Annotated in this window: 17 protein-coding genes; 7 read left to right on the top strand and 10 right to left on the bottom strand. The window is 73.6% G+C overall.

What is annotated here, in order from left to right:
• The first annotated feature begins 19 nt into the window (after nucleotides 1-19).
• Both ACVJO7_RS12940 and ACVJO7_RS12935 read left to right on the top strand, forming a co-directional pair.
• Nucleotides 20-2,326: a polyribonucleotide nucleotidyltransferase gene (locus ACVJO7_RS12940; RefSeq protein WP_491673072.1), complete on the top strand. Its 2,307-nt coding sequence runs from the start codon at nucleotides 20-22 to the stop codon at nucleotides 2,324-2,326.
• A gap of 70 nt (nucleotides 2,327-2,396) precedes the next feature.
• Nucleotides 2,397-3,707 carry a M16 family metallopeptidase gene (locus ACVJO7_RS12935; RefSeq protein WP_491673201.1) on the top strand — a complete coding sequence of 437 codons (1,311 nt, stop codon included), beginning with the start codon at nucleotides 2,397-2,399 and terminating at the stop codon, nucleotides 3,705-3,707.
• A 34-nt stretch (nucleotides 3,708-3,741) separates the two neighbouring features.
• On the opposite strand, the gene ACVJO7_RS12930 is transcribed toward ACVJO7_RS12935, so the two are convergent.
• The 5 genes from ACVJO7_RS12930 to ACVJO7_RS12910 all read right to left on the bottom strand — a co-directional run bounded on the left by ACVJO7_RS12930 (nucleotide 3,742) and on the right by ACVJO7_RS12910 (nucleotide 11,152).
• Entirely contained in the window at nucleotides 3,742-5,436 is a 1,695-nt protein-coding gene (locus tag ACVJO7_RS12930) for an ABC transporter family substrate-binding protein (RefSeq protein WP_491673071.1), read from the bottom strand.
• A 15-nt stretch (nucleotides 5,437-5,451) separates the two neighbouring features.
• Entirely contained in the window at nucleotides 5,452-7,527 is a 2,076-nt protein-coding gene (locus ACVJO7_RS12925; RefSeq protein ID WP_491673070.1) for an ABC transporter ATP-binding protein, read from the bottom strand.
• Nucleotides 7,524-8,420: an ABC transporter permease gene (locus ACVJO7_RS12920; RefSeq protein WP_491673069.1), complete on the bottom strand. Its 897-nt coding sequence runs from the start codon at nucleotides 8,418-8,420 to the stop codon at nucleotides 7,524-7,526. The genes ACVJO7_RS12925 and ACVJO7_RS12920 overlap by 4 nt, the downstream gene beginning before the upstream one ends.
• Nucleotide 8,421: 1 nt before the next feature.
• On the bottom strand, nucleotides 8,422-9,405 hold the full coding sequence (locus tag ACVJO7_RS12915) for an ABC transporter permease (protein ID WP_491673068.1): 984 nt from the start codon (nucleotides 9,403-9,405) through the stop codon (nucleotides 8,422-8,424).
• Nucleotides 9,406-9,472: 67 nt separating this feature from the next.
• On the bottom strand, nucleotides 9,473-11,152 hold the full coding sequence (locus ACVJO7_RS12910; RefSeq protein ID WP_491673067.1) for an ABC transporter family substrate-binding protein: 1,680 nt from the start codon (nucleotides 11,150-11,152) through the stop codon (nucleotides 9,473-9,475).
• A 223-nt stretch (nucleotides 11,153-11,375) separates the two neighbouring features.
• Here ACVJO7_RS12910 and ACVJO7_RS12905 point away from each other — a divergent pair, with 223 nt between their 5' ends.
• Together ACVJO7_RS12905 and dapB are read left to right on the top strand one after the other, a co-directional pair.
• Complete coding sequence (locus tag ACVJO7_RS12905) at nucleotides 11,376-11,855, top strand: DUF456 domain-containing protein (protein ID WP_491673066.1); 480 nt, start codon at nucleotides 11,376-11,378, stop codon at nucleotides 11,853-11,855.
• Nucleotides 11,856-11,923: 68 nt separating this feature from the next.
• Nucleotides 11,924-12,673 carry a 4-hydroxy-tetrahydrodipicolinate reductase gene (gene dapB, locus ACVJO7_RS12900; protein ID WP_491673065.1) on the top strand — a complete coding sequence of 250 codons (750 nt, stop codon included), beginning with the start codon at nucleotides 11,924-11,926 and terminating at the stop codon, nucleotides 12,671-12,673.
• A 30-nt stretch (nucleotides 12,674-12,703) separates the two neighbouring features.
• On the opposite strand, the gene ACVJO7_RS12895 is transcribed toward dapB, so the two are convergent.
• Nucleotides 12,704-13,249, bottom strand: coding sequence for a GNAT family N-acetyltransferase (locus ACVJO7_RS12895; protein WP_491673064.1), 546 nt, complete (start codon nucleotides 13,247-13,249; stop codon nucleotides 12,704-12,706).
• 84 nt (nucleotides 13,250-13,333) lie between these two features.
• Between ACVJO7_RS12895 and ACVJO7_RS12890 the strand changes: the two genes are divergently transcribed.
• On the top strand, nucleotides 13,334-14,257 hold the full coding sequence (locus ACVJO7_RS12890) for an intradiol ring-cleavage dioxygenase (RefSeq protein WP_491673063.1): 924 nt from the start codon (nucleotides 13,334-13,336) through the stop codon (nucleotides 14,255-14,257).
• A 317-nt stretch (nucleotides 14,258-14,574) separates the two neighbouring features.
• Nucleotides 14,575-15,822 carry a winged helix-turn-helix domain-containing protein gene (locus tag ACVJO7_RS12885; RefSeq protein WP_491673062.1) on the top strand — a complete coding sequence of 416 codons (1,248 nt, stop codon included), beginning with the start codon at nucleotides 14,575-14,577 and terminating at the stop codon, nucleotides 15,820-15,822.
• On the opposite strand, the gene ACVJO7_RS12880 is transcribed toward ACVJO7_RS12885, so the two are convergent.
• The 3 genes from ACVJO7_RS12880 to ACVJO7_RS12870 form a co-directional block, all read right to left on the bottom strand.
• The gene (locus ACVJO7_RS12880) at nucleotides 15,823-17,517 is read right to left on the bottom strand and encodes an AbgT family transporter (RefSeq protein ID WP_491673061.1); all 1,695 of its coding nucleotides are present in this window, start codon (nucleotides 17,515-17,517) and stop codon (nucleotides 15,823-15,825) included.
• 85 nt (nucleotides 17,518-17,602) lie between these two features.
• Nucleotides 17,603-18,589, bottom strand: a complete 987-nt coding sequence (locus ACVJO7_RS12875) for a DUF4097 family beta strand repeat-containing protein (protein WP_491673060.1) — start codon at nucleotides 18,587-18,589, stop codon at nucleotides 17,603-17,605.
• Nucleotides 18,586-19,104 (bottom strand): toxin-antitoxin system HicB family antitoxin, encoded by a 519-nt coding sequence (locus ACVJO7_RS12870; RefSeq protein ID WP_491673059.1) that lies wholly within the window; start codon nucleotides 19,102-19,104, stop codon nucleotides 18,586-18,588. The genes ACVJO7_RS12875 and ACVJO7_RS12870 overlap by 4 nt, the downstream gene beginning before the upstream one ends.
• An 89-nt stretch (nucleotides 19,105-19,193) precedes the next feature.
• Here ACVJO7_RS12870 and thyX point away from each other — a divergent pair, with 89 nt between their 5' ends.
• Nucleotides 19,194-19,958 (top strand): FAD-dependent thymidylate synthase, encoded by a 765-nt coding sequence (thyX, locus tag ACVJO7_RS12865; protein ID WP_491673058.1) that lies wholly within the window; start codon nucleotides 19,194-19,196, stop codon nucleotides 19,956-19,958.
• Nucleotides 19,959-19,967: 9 nt separating this feature from the next.
• On the opposite strand, the gene ACVJO7_RS12860 is transcribed toward thyX, so the two are convergent.
• The gene (locus ACVJO7_RS12860) at nucleotides 19,968-20,708 is read right to left on the bottom strand and encodes a Crp/Fnr family transcriptional regulator (RefSeq protein ID WP_491673057.1); all 741 of its coding nucleotides are present in this window, start codon (nucleotides 20,706-20,708) and stop codon (nucleotides 19,968-19,970) included.
• Nucleotides 20,709-20,710 lie beyond the last annotated feature (2 nt).

Here is a 20,710-nt window from a genome sequence, read left to right as displayed (position 1 = left end):
CGAGGAGAGACATCCCCGTATGACTGACGTCATCTCTGAGGACGGCGTGCACGAGAGCACCGCCGTCATCGACAACGGTGCCCACGGCACCCGCACCGTCCGGTTCGAGACCGGCCGGCTCGCCCGGCAGGCCGCCGGATCCGTCGTCGCCTACCTGGACGACGAGACCATGCTGCTGTCCGCGACGACCGCCTCCAAGCGGCCGAAGGACCAGTTCGACTTCTTCCCGCTGACGGTGGACGTCGAGGAGCGGATGTATGCCGCGGGCCGGATCCCCGGCTCGTTCTTCCGCCGCGAGGGCCGCCCGGGCACCGACGCGATCCTGACCTGCCGCCTGATCGACCGCCCGCTGCGCCCGTCCTTCGTGGACGGCCTGCGCAACGAGATCCAGGTCGTCGTGACGGTCATGTCGCTCGACCCGAAGGACCCCTACGACGTCGTGGCGATCAACGCCGCGTCGGCGTCCACCCAGCTCGCCGGCCTGCCGTTCTCCGGCCCGGTCGGCGGCGTCCGGGTCGCGCTCATCGCGGGCGACGGCACCGACGCCGCGCCGTCGTCTCAGTGGGTCGCGTTCCCGACCCACGACCAGCTCGAGCACGCCGCGTTCGACATGGTCGTCGCGGGCCGGATCGTCGGTGACGACGTCGCGATCATGATGGTCGAGGCCGAGGCCACCGAGAACACGATCGATCTCGTCGCCGGCGGCGCCGCCGCCCCGACCGAGGCCGTCGTCGCGGACGGGCTGGAGGCGGCCAAGCCGTTCATCCGCAGCCTGTGCGTCGCCCAGCAGCAGCTGGCCGACGTCGCGGCCAAGCCGACCGCCGACTACCCGGTGTTCCCGGCCTACCAGCCGGACGCCTTCGAGGCCGTCTCCGAGGCCGTCGAGCAGGAGCTGGCGCAGGCGCTGACCATCGCCGGCAAGCAGGAGCGGGAGACCCGCACCGACGAGATCAAGGCGTCGGTGCTGGACAAGCTGGGCGAGCGCTTCACCGGGCGCGAGTCCGAGCTGGGCAACGCCTTCCGGGCGCTGAACAAGAAGCTGATCCGCCGCCGGATCCTGACCGACCAGGTCCGGATCGACGGCCGCGGGCTGACCGACATCCGGCCGCTGTCGGCCGAGGTCGAGGTCGTCCCGCGGGCGCACGGCTCGGCGCTGTTCGAGCGTGGCGAGACCCAGATCATGGGTGTCACCACGCTGAACATGCTCCGCATGGAGCAGCAGATCGACCAGCTGGGGCCGGAGACGCGCAAGCGCTACCTGCACCACTACAACTTCCCGCCGTACTCGACCGGTGAGACCGGCCGGGTCGGCTCGCCGAAGCGCCGCGAGATCGGGCACGGCGCGCTGGCCGAGCGGGCCCTGATCCCGGTGCTGCCCTCGCGCGACGAGTTCCCGTACGCGATCCGGCAGGTCTCCGAGGCCCTGGGCTCGAACGGCTCGACCTCGATGGGCTCGGTCTGCGCGTCCACGATGTCGCTGCTCAACGCCGGTGTGCCGCTGAAGGCGCCGGTCGCGGGCATCGCGATGGGCCTGGTCTCCGACCAGGTCGAGAACGCAGCCGGGCAGCCCGAGACGAAGTACGTGGCGCTGACCGACATCCTCGGTGCCGAGGACGCCTTCGGCGACATGGACTTCAAGGTCGCCGGCACCAAGGAGTTCGTCACCGCGCTGCAGCTCGACACCAAGCTCGACGGCATCCCGTCCGAGGTGCTCGCCGCCGCGCTGAACCAGGCCAAGGACGCCCGCCTGACCATCCTCGAGGTGATCGGCGAGGCCATCGACGGCCCGGACGAGATGAGCAGGTACGCGCCGCGGGTCACCGCGGTGAAGGTCCCGGTCGACAAGATCGGCGAGGTCATCGGCCCGAAGGGCAAGATGATCAACTCGATCACCGAGAAGACCGGTGCCGACATCTCGATCGAGGACGACGGCACGATCTACGTCGGCGCGAACGACGGCCCCTCCGCGGAGGAGGCGATCGGCATGATCAACGCGATCGCCAACCCGCAGCTGCCGAAGGTCGGCGAGCGGTTCCTGGGCACGGTGGTCAAGGCCGCCGCGTTCGGTGCCTTCGTCTCGCTGGTCCCCGGCAAGGACGGCCTGGTCCACATCTCGAAGCTCGGCAACGGGAAGCGGATCGGCAAGGTCGAGGACGTCGTCAAGGTCGGCGACAAGCTGCGCGTCGAGGTCACCGACATTGACAATCGGGGCAAGATCAGCCTGGTGCCGGTGCAGGAGGAGGGCGCTGCGGCCGCGGACGCGGCGGACGCCCCCACGGAGGCTCCGGCCGACGAGCCGGCCGAGGCCACGGCCGACCAGAGCTGATCAGTTGGCCGAGACGAACGGCGACGTGACGGCGGCCCGGGGACCCGAGGGTTCCCGGGCCGCCGCCCGCGTGCCCGCCGACATCGGCGGGCCGCCGGACACCGTGCGGCGCAGCGAGCTGCCCGGCGGGGTCCGGCTGGTGACCGAGTCGGTGCCGGGCGTCCGCTCGGTGGCGCTCGGCATCTGGATCGGCATCGGCTCGGTCGACGAGTCACCGGCCCAGGCCGGTGCCGCGCACTTCCTGGAGCACCTGCTCTTCAAGGGCACCCGGCGGCGCACCGCGGCCGGGATCGCCGAGGAGATGGACGCGGTCGGCGGTGAGCTCAACGCGTTCACCGCCAAGGAGCACACCTGCTACTACGCGCACGTGCTGGACACCGACGTCGCGCTGGCGGTGGACCTGCTGGCCGACGTCGTCACCGACGCCGAGCTGGCGCACACCGACGTCGAGCTGGAAAGGGGCGTCGTGCTCGAGGAGATCTCGATGCGCGACGACGACCCGGAGGACCTGCTCGGCGACCTGTTCGACCAGACCCTGTTCGGGGACCATCCGCTCGGCCGCCCGGTGATCGGCACCGAGGAGTCGATCCGGGCGATGAGCCGGGACACCCTGCACACGTTCTGGCAGGGCGAGTACACGACCCCGCGGATGGTCGTCGCCGCCGCCGGGAATCTGGAGCACGACCGGATCGTCGAGCTCGTCGGGGACGCGCTGGCGTCGGCGAGCCGGGCCCGGGCGACCGCCCGCGCGGTACCGCCGCGCACCTCGACCGGGGTGCGGCCGGACCGGACCGGCGCGCTCGGCCTGCAGCCCGACGAGTCCGAGCAGGCCCACGTCATGCTCGGCGTGCCGACCGCGGGCCGGCACGCGCACACCCGCCCGGTGCTCGCCGTGCTGAACGCCGCGCTCGGCGGCGGGCTGTCCTCGCGACTGTTCCAGCAGGTGCGTGAGCAGCGCGGACTGGCCTACCAGGTGTACTCGTCGACCGTCCGGTACGCCGATGCGGGCGCCCTCTCGGTCTACGCCGGATGCGCCCCCGAGCGGCTGGGCGAGGTCGTCGCCGTGGTGCGGGACGTGCTCGGCGAGGTCGCCACCGACGGCCTGACCGACGCCGAGGTGGCCCGGGCCAAGGGCTCGCTGCGCGGCGGGCTCGTCCTGGGCTGCGAGGACACCGCGTCCCGGATGAACCGGCTGGGCCGCGCGGAGCTCGACCACGGCCGGCAGCGGTCGGTCGGGGACAGCCTCGCCCGGATCGCCGCCGTCACCGCCGACGAGGTGGCCGTGGTCGCCGCCGAACTGCTCGACCAGCCGCTCACGGCGGCCGTCGTCGGGCCGTTCGACGAGGTCGACGCACTGCCGGCGTCGCTGCGCGACCTGTGAGTGGCCGCCGCCGCGGCGGCGGCCACCCACCGGGTCAGCCGGTCCAGCCGATGGTCTCCGGCAGCGGCCGCTGGAACAGCGACGCGCCGACGTTCGCCAGGTCGGACCGGGTCACCCAGGTCTCCGGGCCGGCGTAGAGCGGCAGCAGCCCGTAGCCGGCCAGCGCCTGCTCCTCGGCGGCGTTGGCGGCGGCGAACTGCTCGCCGGGTGTCGGCAGCGTCGCGACCCGCTGCAGCTGCGCGTCGAGCTCCGGGGTGCCGGTGCCGGAGTTGTTCAGCTGCGAGGTGGAGCAGTACAGCTGGCAGATGCCGGCGATCCCGTACGGGTCCAGCGAGAAGAACCCGGACAGGAGCAGGTCGAACTCCTTGTTCGCGAGGACGGCCGGGAAGTCCCCGGCCGGCACCTGGCGGACCTGCAGCTCGACGCCGATCGCCCGCATCATGGCGACCAGCGCCCCCGAGGCGGCCCGGCTGGCCGGGGTGTCGCCGACCTGCACGAAGGTGATCGACAGCGGGGTGCCGTCCTGGACCCGGATCCCGTCCGGGCCGGGGACCCAGCCGAGCGCGTCGAGGCCCGCGGCGGCGGCCTCCGGCCCGCCGTCGACGACGGCGGACAGGTTGTCCCGGTACCCCTCCTGGTAGGGCTTGAGCATCAGCGAGCCGAGCGGCTCCTCGGTGTAGTCCATCCCCTGGAAGGCGATGTCCACGAGCTGTCCGCGGTCGACGCCCTGCATGATCGCCCGGCGCACGCCCGGGTCGCCCAGCAGCGGTGCCGCGCTGTTGACGGTGAGCAGGAACGACGCCGTCCGGGCGCTGATCCGGACGTCGGCGCCGGGCGCGGACCGGGCCTGGGCGAGCAGGTCGGCGCTCTCCGCCTCGGTGGCGTCGAGCTGGCCGTTGCGGAAGGCGTTGATCTTCGCCGTCGGCTCCATCTGGACCAGGGTGACCCGGTCCAGCTTCCCGGGGCGGCCCCACCACGCCGGGTTGCGCTCGAAGGTGATCGTCGAGTTCTGCCGGTCGTGCGCGGCGACCGTGTACGGCCCGGCGCCCCACTCCGGATGCGGCTCGTTCAGGTAGCCCTGGTTGAACACGGCCGGATCGGCGGCCACCGCCGGATGCACCAGCTCGGGGAACAGCCCGGGCCACCAGGCGTGCACGCCGTCGAAGGTGACGACGACCTGCCGGTCGTCGGCCCCCCGGGTGACCGAGGCGATCCGGTCGAACCCGTCGGTGGACTGGGCGATGTAGGCGGCGTCCCGGCCGTTGCGGGCCCGCCAGGTCGCCTCGAAGGCCCGCCAGTCGATCGGCGTGCCGTCGTTGAACACCGCCCGCGGGTTGATCGTGTAGGTGATCCGGGTGTCGTCGCCGATTCGCTCGTCGACCGCGGAGACCAGGTAGTCGGGATTGAACCGCGGCTCGCCCTGCGGCGTGAAGGTGACCAGCACCGGGTTGTACCAGCGCCACACGGTCAGCGTGTCCAGCGTCGCGTCGCCCTGGTGCCGGTTGAACTGCGGGTTCAGGTCGGAGCGCAGCGGCAGCGTGACCGTGCCGCCGTCGCGGACGTTCTCGTAGGGCTGTTCGTTGAACGCGGGGACGGCCGACAGCTCCGCCCCGGTGCGGACCTCACCGGTGCCCGCCCCGGCACCGCAGGCGGTCAGCACCAGGGCGAGCGCGGACAGCGCCGCGGTCAGCATCGGTCCGGGTCGCGGTCCGGGCAGGGGTCCGGGCATGGTTCTCCTCGGGGGTCAGGAGCCGTTGGCGTGGTGACAGGCGTTGCGGTGGTCGCCGCCGGCGGGGTCGCCGCCGTCGTCCTTCGCGGCGAGCAGCGGGATCTCGGTCCGGCAGCGGTCGAGCTCGGCGCCGGACAGGGTGCGGGCCAGCGGGCACCGGTCGACGAACGCGCACCCGGCCGGCTCCCCGGTCGGGCTCGGCAGGTCCCCGGTCAGCACGATCCGCTCGCGGCTGCGCTCGACCCGCGGGTCCGGCACCGGGACCGCGGACAGCAGCGCCTGGGTGTACGGGTGCCGCGGGTTCCCGAACACGTCCGCGACCGAGCCGGACTCGACGATCCGGCCCAGGTACATCACCGCGACCCGGTCGGCGACGTGGCGGACCACCGACAGGTCGTGCGCGACGAACAGATAGCTCAGCCCGAGCTCCCGCTGCAGCCCGGCGAGCAGGTTCAGCACCCCGGCCTGCACCGACACGTCCAGCGCGGACACCGGCTCGTCGAGCACCAGCAGCGACGGCTCGCAGGCCAGCGCCCTGGCGATGCCGATCCGCTGCCGCTGCCCGCCGGAGAACGCCGCCGGGAACCGCTCGGCGTGCGCCGGATCGAGCCCGACCATCGCCATCAGCTCGTCCACCCGGGCGGCGATCCGGTCCCGGCCCGGCCGTCCGGCGGCCCGCAGCGGCTCGGCGAGGATGTCGGCGACGGTCATCCGCGGGTCCAGCGCGCCCATCGGGTCCTGGAACACTATCTGGATCTCCCGGCGCAGCGCGGCGCGGTCCGCGCTGCGCCGAACCGTGGCGACGTCGGTGCCGGCGATCTCGATCCGCCCGCCCTCCGGCGGCCGCAGGTTCATCAGCTCCAGCAGCGTCGTCGTCTTGCCGCAGCCGGACTCGCCGACCAGCCCGAGCGTCTCGCCGCGCCGGATGTCGAGATCCACGTCGGACACCGCGTGCACGGTGCCGATCCGGCGCCGGATCAGCGAGCCGGTCATCAGCGGGTAGCTGCGGCGCAGGTGCTGCACCCACAGCACCGGCTCCCGCCGGTCCCGGTCGTCCGGACCGGCGGCGGGCGCCTCCGGGACCCCGAAGACGGGCCGCCCGCCGATCGCGCCGTCGATGATCTCGCCGGTGCGGACGCAGGCGGCGGCGTGCGCCGGGGAGCCGGGCAGCGGCAGCAACGGCGGCTCGGCGCCCCGGCAGGCGTCGACGGCGACCGGGCAGCGGTCCGCGAACGCGCAGCCGGCGGGCGGCGCCACCGGGGTCGGCGGGCTGCCCGGCACCGGGACGAGCGGCCTGCGGTCCACCGAGTCGACCCGCGGCACCGCGCCGAGCAGGCCCAGTGTGTAGGGCATCCGGGGCGCGTCGAACAGGTCCTGCACCGGCGCCGTCTCGACCGGGCGGCCGGCGTACATGACCAGCACGTCGTCGGCGGTGCCGGCGACCACCCCCAGGTCGTGGGTGATGAGCACGACGGCGGCGCCGGTCTCGTCCCGGGCGACCTTGAGGACGTCGAGCACCTGGGCCTGGACGGTGACGTCCAACGCGGTGGTCGGCTCGTCCGCGATGATCAGCTTCGGCTCGTTCGCGATCGCCATCGCGATCATCACGCGCTGCCGCATCCCACCGGAGAACTCGTGCGGGAACGAGCGCAACCGTCGCTCCGGATCCGGGATGCCCACCATGTCGAGAAGCTCGGCGGCGCGCGACCGGGCCGCCGGGCGACGCAGGCCGCGGTGCGTTCGGATCGCCTCGACCAGCTGGTCGCCGACGGTGAAGATCGGGGTGAGCGAGGACAGCGGGTCCTGGAAGACCATGCCGATGTCCCGGCCGCGGACCCGGGAGAGGGCGCGGTCGCCGAGCCCGACGAGCTCGTCGCCGCCGAGCCGGATCGACCCGGTCACCGTGGCGGTGCCCGGCAGCAGGCCCATCACCGCCAGCGAGGTGACCGACTTGCCGGAACCGGACTCGCCGACGACACCGAGGGTCCGCCCCGGGAGCAGGTCGAAGTCGACACCGCGGACCGCCCGGACCGGGCCCGCCTCGGAGGGGAACGTGACGTGCAGGTCGCGTACCGACAGCACCGGGTTCATGCACGGCCTCCGGCCTGCGAGGTGGGATCGAGGGCGTCGCGCAGGCCGTCGCCGACCAGCGCCAGCGAGACCGTGGTGAGCACCAGCAGCGTCGCGGGGACGGTGAGCAGCCACGGCGCCGTCGTCATCGAGGAGGCGCCGTCGGCGAGCATCGTGCCCAGCGAGACGTCCGGGACCTGCACGCCGAAGCCGATGAACGACAGCGCGGTCTCGGCCTGGACGACGGAGACGACTGTGATCGTGAAGCTGACGATCAGCAGCGAGCCGATGTTCGGGATCAGGTGGCGGAGCACGATCACCGGGCCGCGCACACCCATGAACCGTGCGGCCTGCACGTACTCGCGCTCGCGCAACGTGGTGACGACCGTCCACACCACCCGGGCGCCGGTCATCCAGCCGAGCGCGGACAGCGCCAGGATCAGGATCCGGTAGTCGCCGGAGCCCCACTGCGAGGCCAGCGAGAGGATCAGGAACGCGGGCACCACCATCAGGAAGTGCACGACGCCGAGCACGGCGCGCTCGCCGCGCCGGCCCCAGGCACCACCGCCGCCGAGGTAGGCGGCCGTCGAGCCCACGACCGCCGCGGCCAGCGTGGTCAGCAGGGACACCGAGACGGCGATCAGCAGCGAGCGCTGGAGCCCGTGCACGGCCTGGGCGTAGACGTCGTTCCCGCCGGCGGTCGTGCCGAACGGGTGCTCCGCGGACGGCCCCTGGGTGAGCGCGGTGAAGTCGACGTCGGTGTGCCCGTAGGGCGTGAACAGGTCGCCGACCAGCGTGAACGAGACGAGCGTCGCGAAGATCGCGAGCCCGGCCACGGCGGGCGCGCTGCGCCGGTAGCGGCGCCACAGCAGGGCGGCCCGCCCGCGGCGCGGTGCAGTGCGGATCGTGGTCATCTCAGCTCACCCGCACCCTCGGGTCGAGCGCGACCACGGCGACGTCGGCCAGGATCGCGCCGATCGCGGTGGCCAGCGCGGCGAAGGCCGCCGTCGCGACGACGCCGTGAACGTCGTTCTCGGAGACCGTCCGCACCAGGTAGTCGCCCATGCCCTGCCAGGCGAAGATCTTCTCGGTGAGCACCGAGCCGGTGAACAGCGCCGGGATGGCGAACGCGACCTGGGTGGCGACCGGGATCAGCGAGCTGCGTAGGCCGTGCCGGCGGATCGCCTGGTCGCGGGTGAGCCCCTTGGCGCGTGCGGTGCGGACGAAGTCGGAGCCGACGACGTCGAGCATCATCGCGCGCTGCAGCATGTGGTAGCCGGCGTAGCTGGTGACGAGCAGCGAGATCGTCGGCAGGACCAGGTGCTGCACCCGGTCGACCAGCACCGGCCAGAACCCGGTGACGCCCGGCGTCTGCGCCCCGGCCACCGAGAACAGGGTGCTGCCGACGGCCTGGTTGACCGTGATGGCCGCGACGACCACCACCAGACCGGCCACCGCGACCGGGGTGTTCAGGGTGATCACCGAGACGAGCTGGGCGACCCGGTCACCGAGCCGGTACTGCCGCTGCGCCGAGTACACCCCCAGCGCCACCCCGACCAGGATCGAGAGCACCAGCGCCCCGAACACCAGCTGGCCCGACATCACCACCCGGAACGCGACCTGATCGTTGACGCTGTCCCCGACGGGGGAGGAGCCCCAGTCCCAGCGGGTGAGAATCCCGGTGATCCAGGTCCACCAGCGCTGCGCCAGCGGGGTGCCCGGATCGAGGTTGTACTGCGCCAGCGCGCGGGCGATCTCCTCGTCGGTGCGCGGCGGGCGCAGCTGGAAGTAGTTGACCCGCGGATCGAGGAAGGCGTTCGCCAGGAGGTAGGTGAGGTTGGTGGCGACGACGATCATCGCCAGCCAGCCCGCGCCCCGGCGCAGGAGGTAGCGGAGCACGGTGCTCCCTTTCTGGTGGTGGTGCCCGGGCCCCGGCGACCCACCGGTCGCCGGGGCCGGGGTGACGTCAGCTACCGGACTGCCAGCCGACCGTCTCGGGCAGCGGGCGGGCGAACAGCGAGGCACCGACGTTCGCCAGCCCCTGCCGGGCGGCCCAGGCGGTCGGGCCGGACCCGAGCGGGAGCACGCCGTAGTTGGCCAGCGCGACCCGTTCCACCTCGTTGGCGGCGGCCAGCTGCTCCTCCGCGGTGGGCAGCCCGCCGACCGCCTGCAGCTCGGTGTCCAGCCCGGAGTTGCCGGTGCCGGACTTGTTCAGCTGGCTGTCCGAGCAGTACAGCTGGCAGAGCGTCGCGACGCCGTAGGGGGTCTCGGCGCCGAAGCCACTCGTCACGATGTCGAAGTCGCGTTCGGCGAGGACGGCGGGGTACTCGCTCATCGGGACCTGACGGTCCTGGAGCTCGACGCCGATCTCCCGCATCATCGCGGTCAGCGCCATCCCGAAGGCCCGGCTGGTCGGGCTGTCGGTGAACCGGACGTAGGACAGCGTCAGCCGCTCCCCGCCGGAGACCCGGATGCCGTCCGGCCCGGGGGCCCAGCCCGCGGCGTCCAGCCCGGCGCGGGCGGCCGCCGGGTCGAACTGCAGCAGCTCGGCCAGGTTGTCCCGGTAGCCCGGCTGGTTGGGCTGCAGGACCAGCGACCCGGGCAGCTCCTCGGTGTAGCCCATGCCCTGGAAGGCGATCTCGATGAGCTGCTCGCGGTCGATGCCTTCCAGCACCGAGCGCCGCACGGCGGGATCGCGCAGCGCCGGGGCGGTGCTGTTCAGGGTGAACAGCGATACGGCCGTCGTGCCGCTGATCCGGATCTCGGCGTCGGGCACCGAACCTGCCTGGGTGAGCGGCTCGGCGCCGGCGACCCGGGTGGCGTCCAGCTCACCGTTGCGGAAGGCGTTCACCGCGGCCTGCGGCTCCATCACGGTGAACGTGCGGCTGTCCAGCCGGCCGGGGCGACCCCACCAGGCGGGATTGCGCTCGAAGGTGATGCTCCCGGTCTGCAGGTCGGTCGCGGCGACCGTGTAGGGGCCGGCCCCCCACTCCGGTCGCGGGTTGTTCAGGTAGCCGGTGTTGAACGCGTCGACCGCGGCCGCCGACGGGTGCAGCAGGGTGGTGAAGGTGCCCTGCCACCAGACGTTCACGCCGTCGTAGGTGACGACGGCCTGCCGGTCGTCGGCGCCGCGGGTGACCGAGGCGATCCGGCCGAACGTGGCGACCGAGCGCGAGGTCCGGGCCGGGGCGGAACCGTCGTTCGCCCGCCAGGTGGCCTCGAACGCCCGCCAGTCGATCGGCGTGCCGTCATTGAACACGGCACGCGGGTTGATCGTGTAGGTGACCCGGGTGGCCCCGCCGACGAGCTCGGCGGTCGCGTCGGTGAGGTAGTCCGGGTTGATCTCGGCCTCACCGGCCGGGGTGAAGGTGACCAGGAGCGGGTTGTACCACTCCCACAGGTCCCGGGTCTCGCCCGTCGCGCTGGTGTGGAAGAGGTTGAACTGCGGGTTCAACGCGTTGAGCGGGGTGCGCAGGGTGCCGCCGTCGCGCAGGTTCTCGTAGGGCTGCTCGTTGAACGACGGCCGGGTGGACAGCTCGGCGCCGGTCCCGATCCCGAGGCCCTGACCGCTCCCACAGGCGGCGAGGACCAGGGTGAGGGCCGCGGCGGACACGGTCAGTGCCCCGCTGCGGGCGGATCTGTACATCGTGCTCCTTCATGGGGCCCCGGGTGGGGGCAGGGGAGTGGGGGTGCGGCGACGCACCCCTCCCCGGCACGACGACGGGGGTGGGTCGGCCGGGAGCCAGAGGCTGACACCCCGACCCGGCCCGCAGCCAGATGCTGTTCCAGTGTTTTACACAGTCGTGATGATCTTTGCGTGACGTGCCGACCACGGAGAGCGGGATCTGCTGGTCTGGCAGGCTGTGCCCATGACGGGGCTCGCGGTACTGGCCGGGTTGATGATCGCCGTCGGGCTGGCCGGGATCGTGCTCCCGGTGCTCCCCGGCCCGCTGCTGATCGTCGGCGGGGTGGCCGTGTGGGCGGTGCCCCGCGGCGACGCCGTCGGCTGGTGGGTGCTGGGCATCGCGGTCGTCGTGACGGTGCTCGGGCAGGTCGCGAAGTACCTGCTGCCGGGCCGCCGGCTCAAGGCGTCCGGGGTGCCGACCCGCACCCTGCTGGCCGGTCTGGTGCTCGGCGTGGTCGGCTTCTTCGTGATCCCGGTGATCGGCCTGTTCATCGGCTTCGTGCTGGGGGTCTGGCTGGCCGAGCTGGTCCGGCTGCCGGACGCGGCGACGGCCTGGCGGTCGGCCCGCGAGGCGCTCGCCGCCGTCGGGTGGAGCATCCTGATCGAACTCGCCGCAGGTCTGCTCGCGACCGCGGTGTGGATCGGCGGCCTGGTCGTCGGGTGATCAGGGCGGCCGGTGCGTCCGGCGCCTAGACTCGCCCGGTCACGACGACGGCGGAACGGGGTGTGCTGGTGAGCGGGACGATCCGGGTGGCGGTGCTCGGTGCGATGGGCCGGATGGGCAGCGAGGTCTGCCGGGCGGTGGAGCATGCGCCGGACACCGAGCTGGTGGCCGCCCTCGACGCCGGCGACGACCTGTCCGCGCTGGACGGCGCCGACGTCGCCGTCGACTTCACCCATCCCGGTGCGGCGCTGGACAACATCCGCGAGTGCCTCGGCCGCGGGGTCGCCCCGGTCGTCGGGACCAGCGGGTTCGACGAGGCCCGGTTCGACGAGGTCCGCGCGCTGCTCGACGAGCGCGGCTCGGGCAGCGTGCTCGTCGCCCCGAACTTCGGCGTCGGCGCGGTGCTGATGATGCACTTCGCCGCGCAGGCCGCGCGGTTCTTCGACTCCGCCGAGATCGTCGAGCTGCACCACCCGGGGAAGGTCGACGCCCCGTCCGGCACCGCCGCGCGCACCGCGTCGGTGGTCGCCGCCGCGCGCGCCGACGCCGGGCTCGGCCCGGTCCCGGACGCCACCACCACCGATCCCGGCGGGGCCCGTGGCGCCGTCGTCGACGGGGTGCACGTGCACGCCGTCCGGATGCCCGGGCTGATCGCCCACCAGGAGGTCATCCTGGGCACCGACGGCGAGGTGCTGACGCTGCGGCACGACTCGATGAACCGGACGTCGTTCATGCCCGGGGTGTTGCTCGCCGTGCGCGCGGTGCGGGAGCGGCCCGGGTTGACGATCGGGCTCGAACCGCTGCTCGGCCTGGTCTGAGCGGCCCGGGTCGCTCGCGCCCGGTCGGCCTCAGCTGTCGTCGTCGAGGCCGATCAGCCGCAGGTCCAGGGAGCCCGACATCCGGACCTCCCGCAGGGTGCCGCTGCCGGTGTCCAGGGTGCGGACCGCGCCGTCGGGCTGCCAGCCGGCGCGGGCGTAGAACCCGCGCGACGCCGGATCGGTCTCCGGCACCCAGGCCCGGCCGGTCTCCTCGCCCGCGGCGCGCAGTGCTGCCGCCGCGGTGGCCAGCAGCCGCCCGCCGTGACCGCGGCGCCCCCACCGCGGTTCGACCAGCAACGTCGAGATCTCGGCGATCGACAGCCCGTCGGCGCCCGGATAGCGGGCGGCCGCGGCGAACCCGACGATCTCGTCGCCCTCCTGCGCGACCAGCAGGTGGAAGTCGTCGTCGGCGTGCACCGCGTCCGTCCAGTGCTGCCGGGCCGCGTCCGAGGTGAGGCTCGCGAACGCCTCCTCGGGCAGCAGCCCGGCGTACGCGGTGCGCCAGGTCCGGTCCTGGATGCCCACGATGGCGTCGACGTCGTCGTCGGTGGCGGGGCGGACGGTCGCGGTGGCCATGGTCCATGCCTACCCTGTGGACGCACAGCGGACGCACAGCGGGTTCCGGGGTCCCGCCCAGCCGGGCGGACGAACCTGGTGTCCGTGACCGAACCACGCAACCGCTACCAGGGCCGCCCGCTGCCCCGCCCCGACGACGAGCTGGTCGACCAGGGCCTCGGCTTCGACCTCGGCACCCTGCTGTCCCGCCGCCGAATGCTCACCGCGCTCGGCCTCGGCGCCGTCACGGTCGGGCTGGCCGCCTGCTCGTCCGGCACGACGTCGAGCGCGGCGGCCACGACGTCGGAGGGGGAGATCCCGGACGAGACCGCGGGCCCGTACCCGGGCGACGGGTCCAACGGGCCGAACGCGCTCGCCGACAGCGGGATGGTCCGCAGCGACATCCGCTCCAGCTTCGGCACCGGCAGCGCGGTCGCGCAGGGCGTCCCGATGACCCTGGAGCTGACGATCACCGACCTCGCGAACGGCGGGATCCCGTTCGCCGGGACCGCCGTCTACGTGTGGCACTGCGACCGCGACGGCAACTACTCGATGTACGCCGACGGCCTGGAGGACGAGAACTACCTGCGCGGCGTCCAGATCGCCGACGCGAACGGGCTCGTCCGGTTCACCAGCATCGTCCCGGCCTGCTACTCCGGGCGCTGGCCGCACATCCACTTCGAGGTCTACCCGGACCAGGCGTCGATCACCGACTCGGCGAACGCGATCGCGACCTCGCAGGTCGCGCTGCCCGAGGACACCTGCACCGCGGTCTACGCCACCACCGGCTACGAGTCGTCCGTGCGGACGCTGTCCCAGGTCACCCTGGACAGCGACAACGTCTTCGGCGACGACGGCGGCGTCTCCCAGCTCGCGACCGTCACCGGCGACGTGACCTCCGGCTTCACGGTCGCGCTGACCGCGCCGGTGGACACCCGCACCGAGCCGTCCGGCGGGTCGGCTCCGGCCGGGGGCGGGGGTGGTGCGCCGCCCGGTGGCGGGCAGGGCGGGCCGCCGGCCCGGAACTGACCCGTCCGCTCCCTCCGGCCCGATCGCCGCACCCCAGCTCCGTCGCCGCACCCTGGCTCGGTCGCCGCACCACTTCGAGCTGGTGCGGCGTCGCTCCCGGGGTGCGGCGACCGAGCCCGACCCCGGCCGACCCCGGCCCCTCCCGCGGGTGATCGCGTATCGGGAACCGGAACGGTCGCCCAGCGACCCTTTCGGTGCCGGACGGAGGATCATCGGTCGCCGGGCGGCCGCATCGGAACCTGCCGGGCGGCCGCATCGGAACCGCTTGCCGGGCGGCCGCACCGGAACTGTCGGGGGGCCGTGGCAGCATCGGCGCCGTGCGGACGATCTCGGCGGACGTGGCCCGGCGGACCTTTCTCGCGGCCCAGGGGTTCACCGACCCCCGGCCGTCCGGGCCGGTCACCCGGCGGCACCTGCAGCGGGTGCTGGACCGGATCAAGCTGCTGCAGCTGGACTCGGTGAACGTGGCGGTGCGCTCGCACTACATGCCGCTGTTCAGCAGGCTCGGCCACTACCCGCCCGCGCTGCTCGACGACGCTGCCTGGTCCCCGTCGGCCCGCAGGCCCCGGCTGCTCACCGAGACGTGGGCGCACGAGGCGAGCCTGGTCCCGGTCGCCGACTGGCCGCTGCTCGGCCACGAGACGCTGCCCCGTCGCTGGTGGAAGCACTACGCGCCGCTGCTGGAGCGGTATCCGTCGCTGGCCGGGGACATCCGGGACGTGGTCGCCGGGTGCGGGCCGATCGGGGCCGGCGCGATCGAGAAGGCGCTCGCGCCGGAGGGGCGGGCCGGTGACGTCCGGCCCCGCCCGCCCGGCGCCACCTGGTGGGAGCGGTCCGAGGTGAAGCAGGTGTGCGAGTACCTGTTCGCGATCGGCGAGCTGGCCGTCGGCACCCGCCGGCACTTCGAGCGCCGCTACGACCTGCCCGAGCGGGTGCTCCCGGCGGAGGTGATCGCCGCCCCGCCGCCGGACCCGGCCGAGGCCGCCCGCAGGCTCGTCGCGAAGTCCGCCGCGGCGCTCGGCGTCGGCACCGAGACCGACCTGCGCGACTACTACCGGCTGGGCCCGGAACGCACCCGCACCGCGATCGCGGAGCTGGTCGACGCGGGGGAGCTGGAGCCGGTGGCGGTCCGGGGCTGGGCGAAGCCGGCCTACCGGAGCCCGTCGGCGACGGTCCCGCGCACCGTGCCCGGCCGGGCGCTGCTGAGCCCGTTCGATCCGCTGGTGTGGGAGCGCGGCCGAGCCGAGCGGATCTTCGGCTTCCGCTACCGGATCGAGATCTACGTGCCCGAGGCGAAGCGGGAGTACGGCTACTACGTCTTCCCGTTCCTGCTCGACGGCGCGCTGGTCGGCCGGGTCGATCTCAAGGCCGACCGGGTCGCCGGGGTGCTGCGCGTGCCCGGTGCGTTCGCCGAGCCGGAGGCCGGCGTCCCGCAGGCCCGGATCGCGGCCGAGCTCGCCGCCGAGCTGGCGGCGATGGCCTGCTGGCTCGGGCTCGACGGCGTCGAGGTGGGGGAGCGGGGCAACCTCGCCGCCGCGCTCCGGTCGGCGGTGCGGGCCGGCTGATCAGACCCCGAGCGGGATGCCGAGCGAGATCCAGACCAGGAACAGCGCCGTCCACACCACGAACATCGCCGCGCAGATCGGCAGCGTCATCGAGATCAGCGTGCCGATGCCCGCGTCGCGCCGGTAGCGCTGCAGGAACCCGAGCGCCACCGCGAAGTACGGGCTCATCGGGGTCAGCGAGTTCGCCACCGAGTCGCCGATCCGGAACGCCGCCATCGTCTGGTCGGCGTCGATCCCCACCAGCAGCAGCATCGGGACGAGCACCGGGGCGAGCAGCGACCACTGCGCCGACCCGGAGGTGATCACCAGGCCGAGCACGAACACCATGACGACGGTCAGGAACAGCAGCACCGGCGCCGGCACGCCCAGCGACTGGAGCACCTCGGCCCCGGACACGGCGATCCACTGGCCGATGCCGCTCCAGGTGAACCAGGCGAGGAACTGGGCGATCACGAAGAACAGCACCAGGATCGGCACGATGTCGGTGAGTCCCTCGCGCATCAGGCGGGGCACGTCGGCCGGTGTCCGGATGGTCCCGACCCGGAGCCCGTAGACGATGCCGACGACGAGGAAGGTCAGCAGCAGCACGACCGCGATGCCGTCGAGGAACGGCGACGGCACCAGGGTGCCGGTCTCCGGCTCGCGCAGCGGCGAGCCCGCCGGGAACCAGATCGCGGCGTAGAACGCGAGCAGCCCGAGCAGGGTCAGGCCGGCGTCGCGCAGCCCGCGCAGCTGCTCGGCGGTCACCTCGGCGGCGCGGGCCTCCTCGGCCTCCTGCGCGGCGAGATCGGGATCGGGCACCGGCTCGCCGGTCGGCCCGGTGGACGTCCGGGGGCGGGCCGGGTCCGCTGCGGTGCCGGTGCCGGTGCCGGTGCCGGCGGTGCCGGTGGTGTCGGAACCGGCTGAGCCGGTGGCGTCGGAACCGGCGGTGCCGCTGGTGTCCGAGCCGCCGGTGTGGCCGGCCCCGCCGCGCCGCGTCGACGGCTCCACGACCCGGTCGACGACGACCGCCGCGGCCAGCGCGACCAGCACCGCGCTGACCGTGTTGAACCAGTAGTTCGACAGCGCCGTGAGCTGGATCGACGGGTCGACGATCGCTGCCGCCGAGTTGGTGATCCCGGCGAGCAGGACGTCGGTGGCGGTGACGAAGATGCTGGCGTCGTAGCCCGCCCCGACCGACACGAAGGCCGCGACCGCGCCGACCGCCGGGCTGCGGCCGACCGTGCGGAACACCATGGCGCCCAGCGGGATCAGCACGATGTAGGCGGCGTCGGAGGCGATCGAGCCGCAGACGCCCGCGAACATCAGGGCCGGCGTGATGAGCCGCCGCGGCGCCCGCAGCACGGTCACCCGCAGCAGCGTCGGCAGCAACCCGCTGCGGTCGGCGATGGCGATCCCCAGCAGCACCGCGATGATCGTCCCCAGCGGCGGGAACTCGACGAAGTTCGTCACCGCCTCGGTGAGGGCGAACCGCAGCCCCTCACCGGTGAGCAGGCTGCGGACCGGGGTGATCTCGTCCTGGCCGGGGACCTGCGCGCTGAGCCCGGCCGCGGACAGCACCGCGGACAGCCCGGCGAGCAGCACGGACAGCACCACGAACAGGATGACCGGGTCCGGCAACCGGTTTCCGACCCGTTCCACCACGCCCAGTGCCCGGGCGAGACGGGTCGGAGTCTCCTGCTGTGTTGCGCTCAACGGGCCCCCCAGGTCGGCCGTCCGGTCGAGTGGGGGAGGCTAGCTGTCGTCGCGCAATCGTGCCGTGCCGGAGGTGCCCGCCGGATCAGGCGGTGATCGTCGCGGCCCGGGTGACCAGCACGTCCCCGCTGCCGGTGCGCCCGGAGAGCCGGACCGCCCGCTCGCCCGGCGCGCCGTCGTGCACCTCCAGCTCGCTGCGCGCCCGCCCGGACCCGGTGGACAGGTCGAGCTCGGCGGCGACGCCGGAGTGCACGCCGACCCGCACGTTGCCCGAACCGGTGCTCAGCCGGACGTCGCCGGACACCGCGTCGGCGATCACCACGTCACCGGAGCCGCTGCGCACCTCCAGGTCCCCGGTGAGCTCGCCGATCCGGATGTCGCCGCTGCCGGTGCGCGCCCGGGACGGCCCGCCGATCGATCCGGCCTCGATCTCGCCGCTGCCGGTGCGCAGCTGCGCCCGCCCGCCGCACGAGCCGAGATCGATCCCGCCGGCGCCGGTGGTGATGTCGGCGTCGCCGGTCACCTCGGCGACCCGGGCGGAGCCGGAGCCGGTGCGCACCGCCGCCCAGGACGCCCGCCCGTCGATCTCGACGCCCGCGGCGCCGGTGCGCACGGCGGGTCGCGACGCGGCCGGGGCGGACACCGTCACGATCAGCGGGACCGCGCTCAGCGCCGGCTCCTCCGGCCCACGCACCACCAGCCGGCGGCCCGCGTCGGACCACTCGATCGTCACGGCGGCGAGCGCGTCGGCGGACGGATCGCCGGAACGCTCCCACGGCGCACCGACGATCGGGTCGAACCCGCGCCCGGACCAGCCGGCACCACTCGCCGGGGGGTTCCCGCCCATCGACGAGCCGATCCAGTCGAGCAACCCGCCGAGCCCGCCCGACCAGGGCGCGGCGCCCCGGTCCGTGGTGACCTCGACGGTGACCTCGGACGCGTCCTCGACCAGGTCGACGCGGACCCGCCCGCCACCGATGCCGATCTCCAGTTCGGCCGGGCCCGCGCTGTCCCAGCGTTCGCGGCGGGTGTCGCCGGCGTCCGGATCCGTCAGGTTCTGCTCGTCGGTCATCCCTGCACCCATCCTCGGAGATTGCGGCCGTCCCGCGGGTCGCGCCCGCGGGCCCGGCCCTCGGCGCCGGCGAGCGCGCCCTGCACCGCCTGGGAGACCCAGGTGTTGAGCGAGACGCCCTGCGACTGCGCGGCCTGCTCGGCCTGCGCCTTGATCTGCTCGACGATCCGCAGCGTGACCCGGCTGATGTCACCGGCGTCGCCGGCGAACGGGAAGGAGGCCGGGCCCTCCGGGCCGGTCCCGCCCGGCGCACCCGGCCCGGCCGGAGCGTCCGGCGCGCCGGACACCGACACCCGCACCTCCCGCCCGTGCAGCCGGACCTCCACGGAGCGGTCGCCGAGTGCGACGGTCGCCTCCGAGGCGAGGTCGGAGAGTGCGTTCATGATCGCCAGGCGGGCCGCGGGCTCGATCGCGGAGCCGAGCAGCGCCGCCGTGCGGCGGGTCTGCTCGTCACCCGCTGCCGCGGCGGCGGCGAGATCGTCGCGCAGCTGCGCGACGTACGGCGTGAGGTCCATGACACCACTATGGCGTCATCGGTGATGTCGTGTCGAGGAGTTGCTGTCACCGATGACGTCACGGGGCGGCGGTGGTTACCCTCCAGGACATGTCGGAGACCGCGCCGCAGACCGTCCCGCCCAGCGTGCAGCTGGTGGCGAAGACCGAGTTCCTCCCGCCGGCGGACGTGCCGTGGTCCACCGACGCCGACGGCGGCCAGGCCCTCGCCGAGTTCGCCGGCCGGGCCTGCTACCAGTCCTGGGGCAAGCCGAACCCGCGGACCGCGACCAACGCCGGCTACATCCGGCACATCCTCGAGGTCGGGCACCTCTCCGTGCTAGAGCACGGCTCGGTCAGCTTCTACCTGACCGGGATCTCCCGTTCGCTCACCCACGAGCTGATCCGGCACCGGCACTTCTCCTACTCCCAGCTGTCCCAGCGCTACGTCCCGGAGCGGGACGCTGCGATGGTCGAGCCGGACGTCATCGCCGACGACCCGGAGCTGCACGAGCTGTTCCTGCAGGCGTCGGCGAACGCCCTGGAGTCCTACGAGAAGCTTCTCGAGGGCCTGGAGAAGCGCTTCGCCGACGTCCCGAACGGGACCCTGCGGCGCAAGCAGGCCCGGCAGGCCGCCCGCTCGGTGCTGCCGAACGCGACCGAGACCCGGATCGTGGTCACCGGCAACTACCGCGCCTGGCGGCACTTCATCGCAATGCGCGCCTCCGAGCACGCCGATGTCGAGATCCGTCAGCTCGCCGTGGAGTGCCTGCGCCAGCTGCAGCGCGAGGTGGCCAACGTGTTCGCCGACTTCGAGATCCAGAAGCTCGAGGACGGCACCGAGATCGCGTCCAGCCCGCTGGTCAGCGAGGGCTGACCGGCCCGGTCACGCCAGCACCGCGTGCACCCGGCGCCGCAGGTCGGGCAGGTCCCGCACGATGATCCCGCGGCCCTCCTTGCCGACCAGCCCCTCGGCGATCAGCCGGGACAGCTCCCGGCTCATGGTGACCCTGGTCAGCCCGACCAGCAGGGCCAGCTCGTCGACGGCGGGCCGGATGGACAGCCGGGTGGTGGTGTCCAGCGCGACCTCGCCGTAGGCCTCGACCAGGTGCCCGAGCAGCAGGATCACCCGCTCCCGGGCGGGCAGGCCCTCGATCAGCACGTGCAGCTGCATCACCCGCTGCTTGTAGGCGATCCGCCGGGTGATCTCCAGTAGCAGCTCCGGATCGGTGCGGGCGGCGGCGAGCAGCGCGTCCCGGGTCACCGAGACGATCTGCGAGTGCTGGGTGCAGGTGGCGGCGAGATGCCGCGGGCGCCCGTCGACGCTGGCAGCCTCGCCGAGGGTGGCGCCGGTCTCGGCGTAGGCCAGCGAGCGTTCGGTGCCGTCCGGCCGGTGCAGGTAGATCCGCACCCGGCCGGACAGCACGAGATGGAACCGGGTGGACAGCTCGCCCTGCCGGTAGACGTGCTCGCCGCGGGCGTAGCGGCGGGCGGTGCCCAGGGCGGAGATCCGCTCGGTCAGATCGGTCATCGGCGCGCTGAGGAACGGCGACACCGGCGGATCGTCGGGGCCGGGATCCACGGGCAGCGCCCGCGGCTCCGCACTGCTCACCGCATCCACGGCCACGC

This window comes from Pseudonocardia sp. DxW (assembly GCF_058448985.1).
This window is presented reverse-complemented; position numbering and strand designations above follow the sequence as displayed.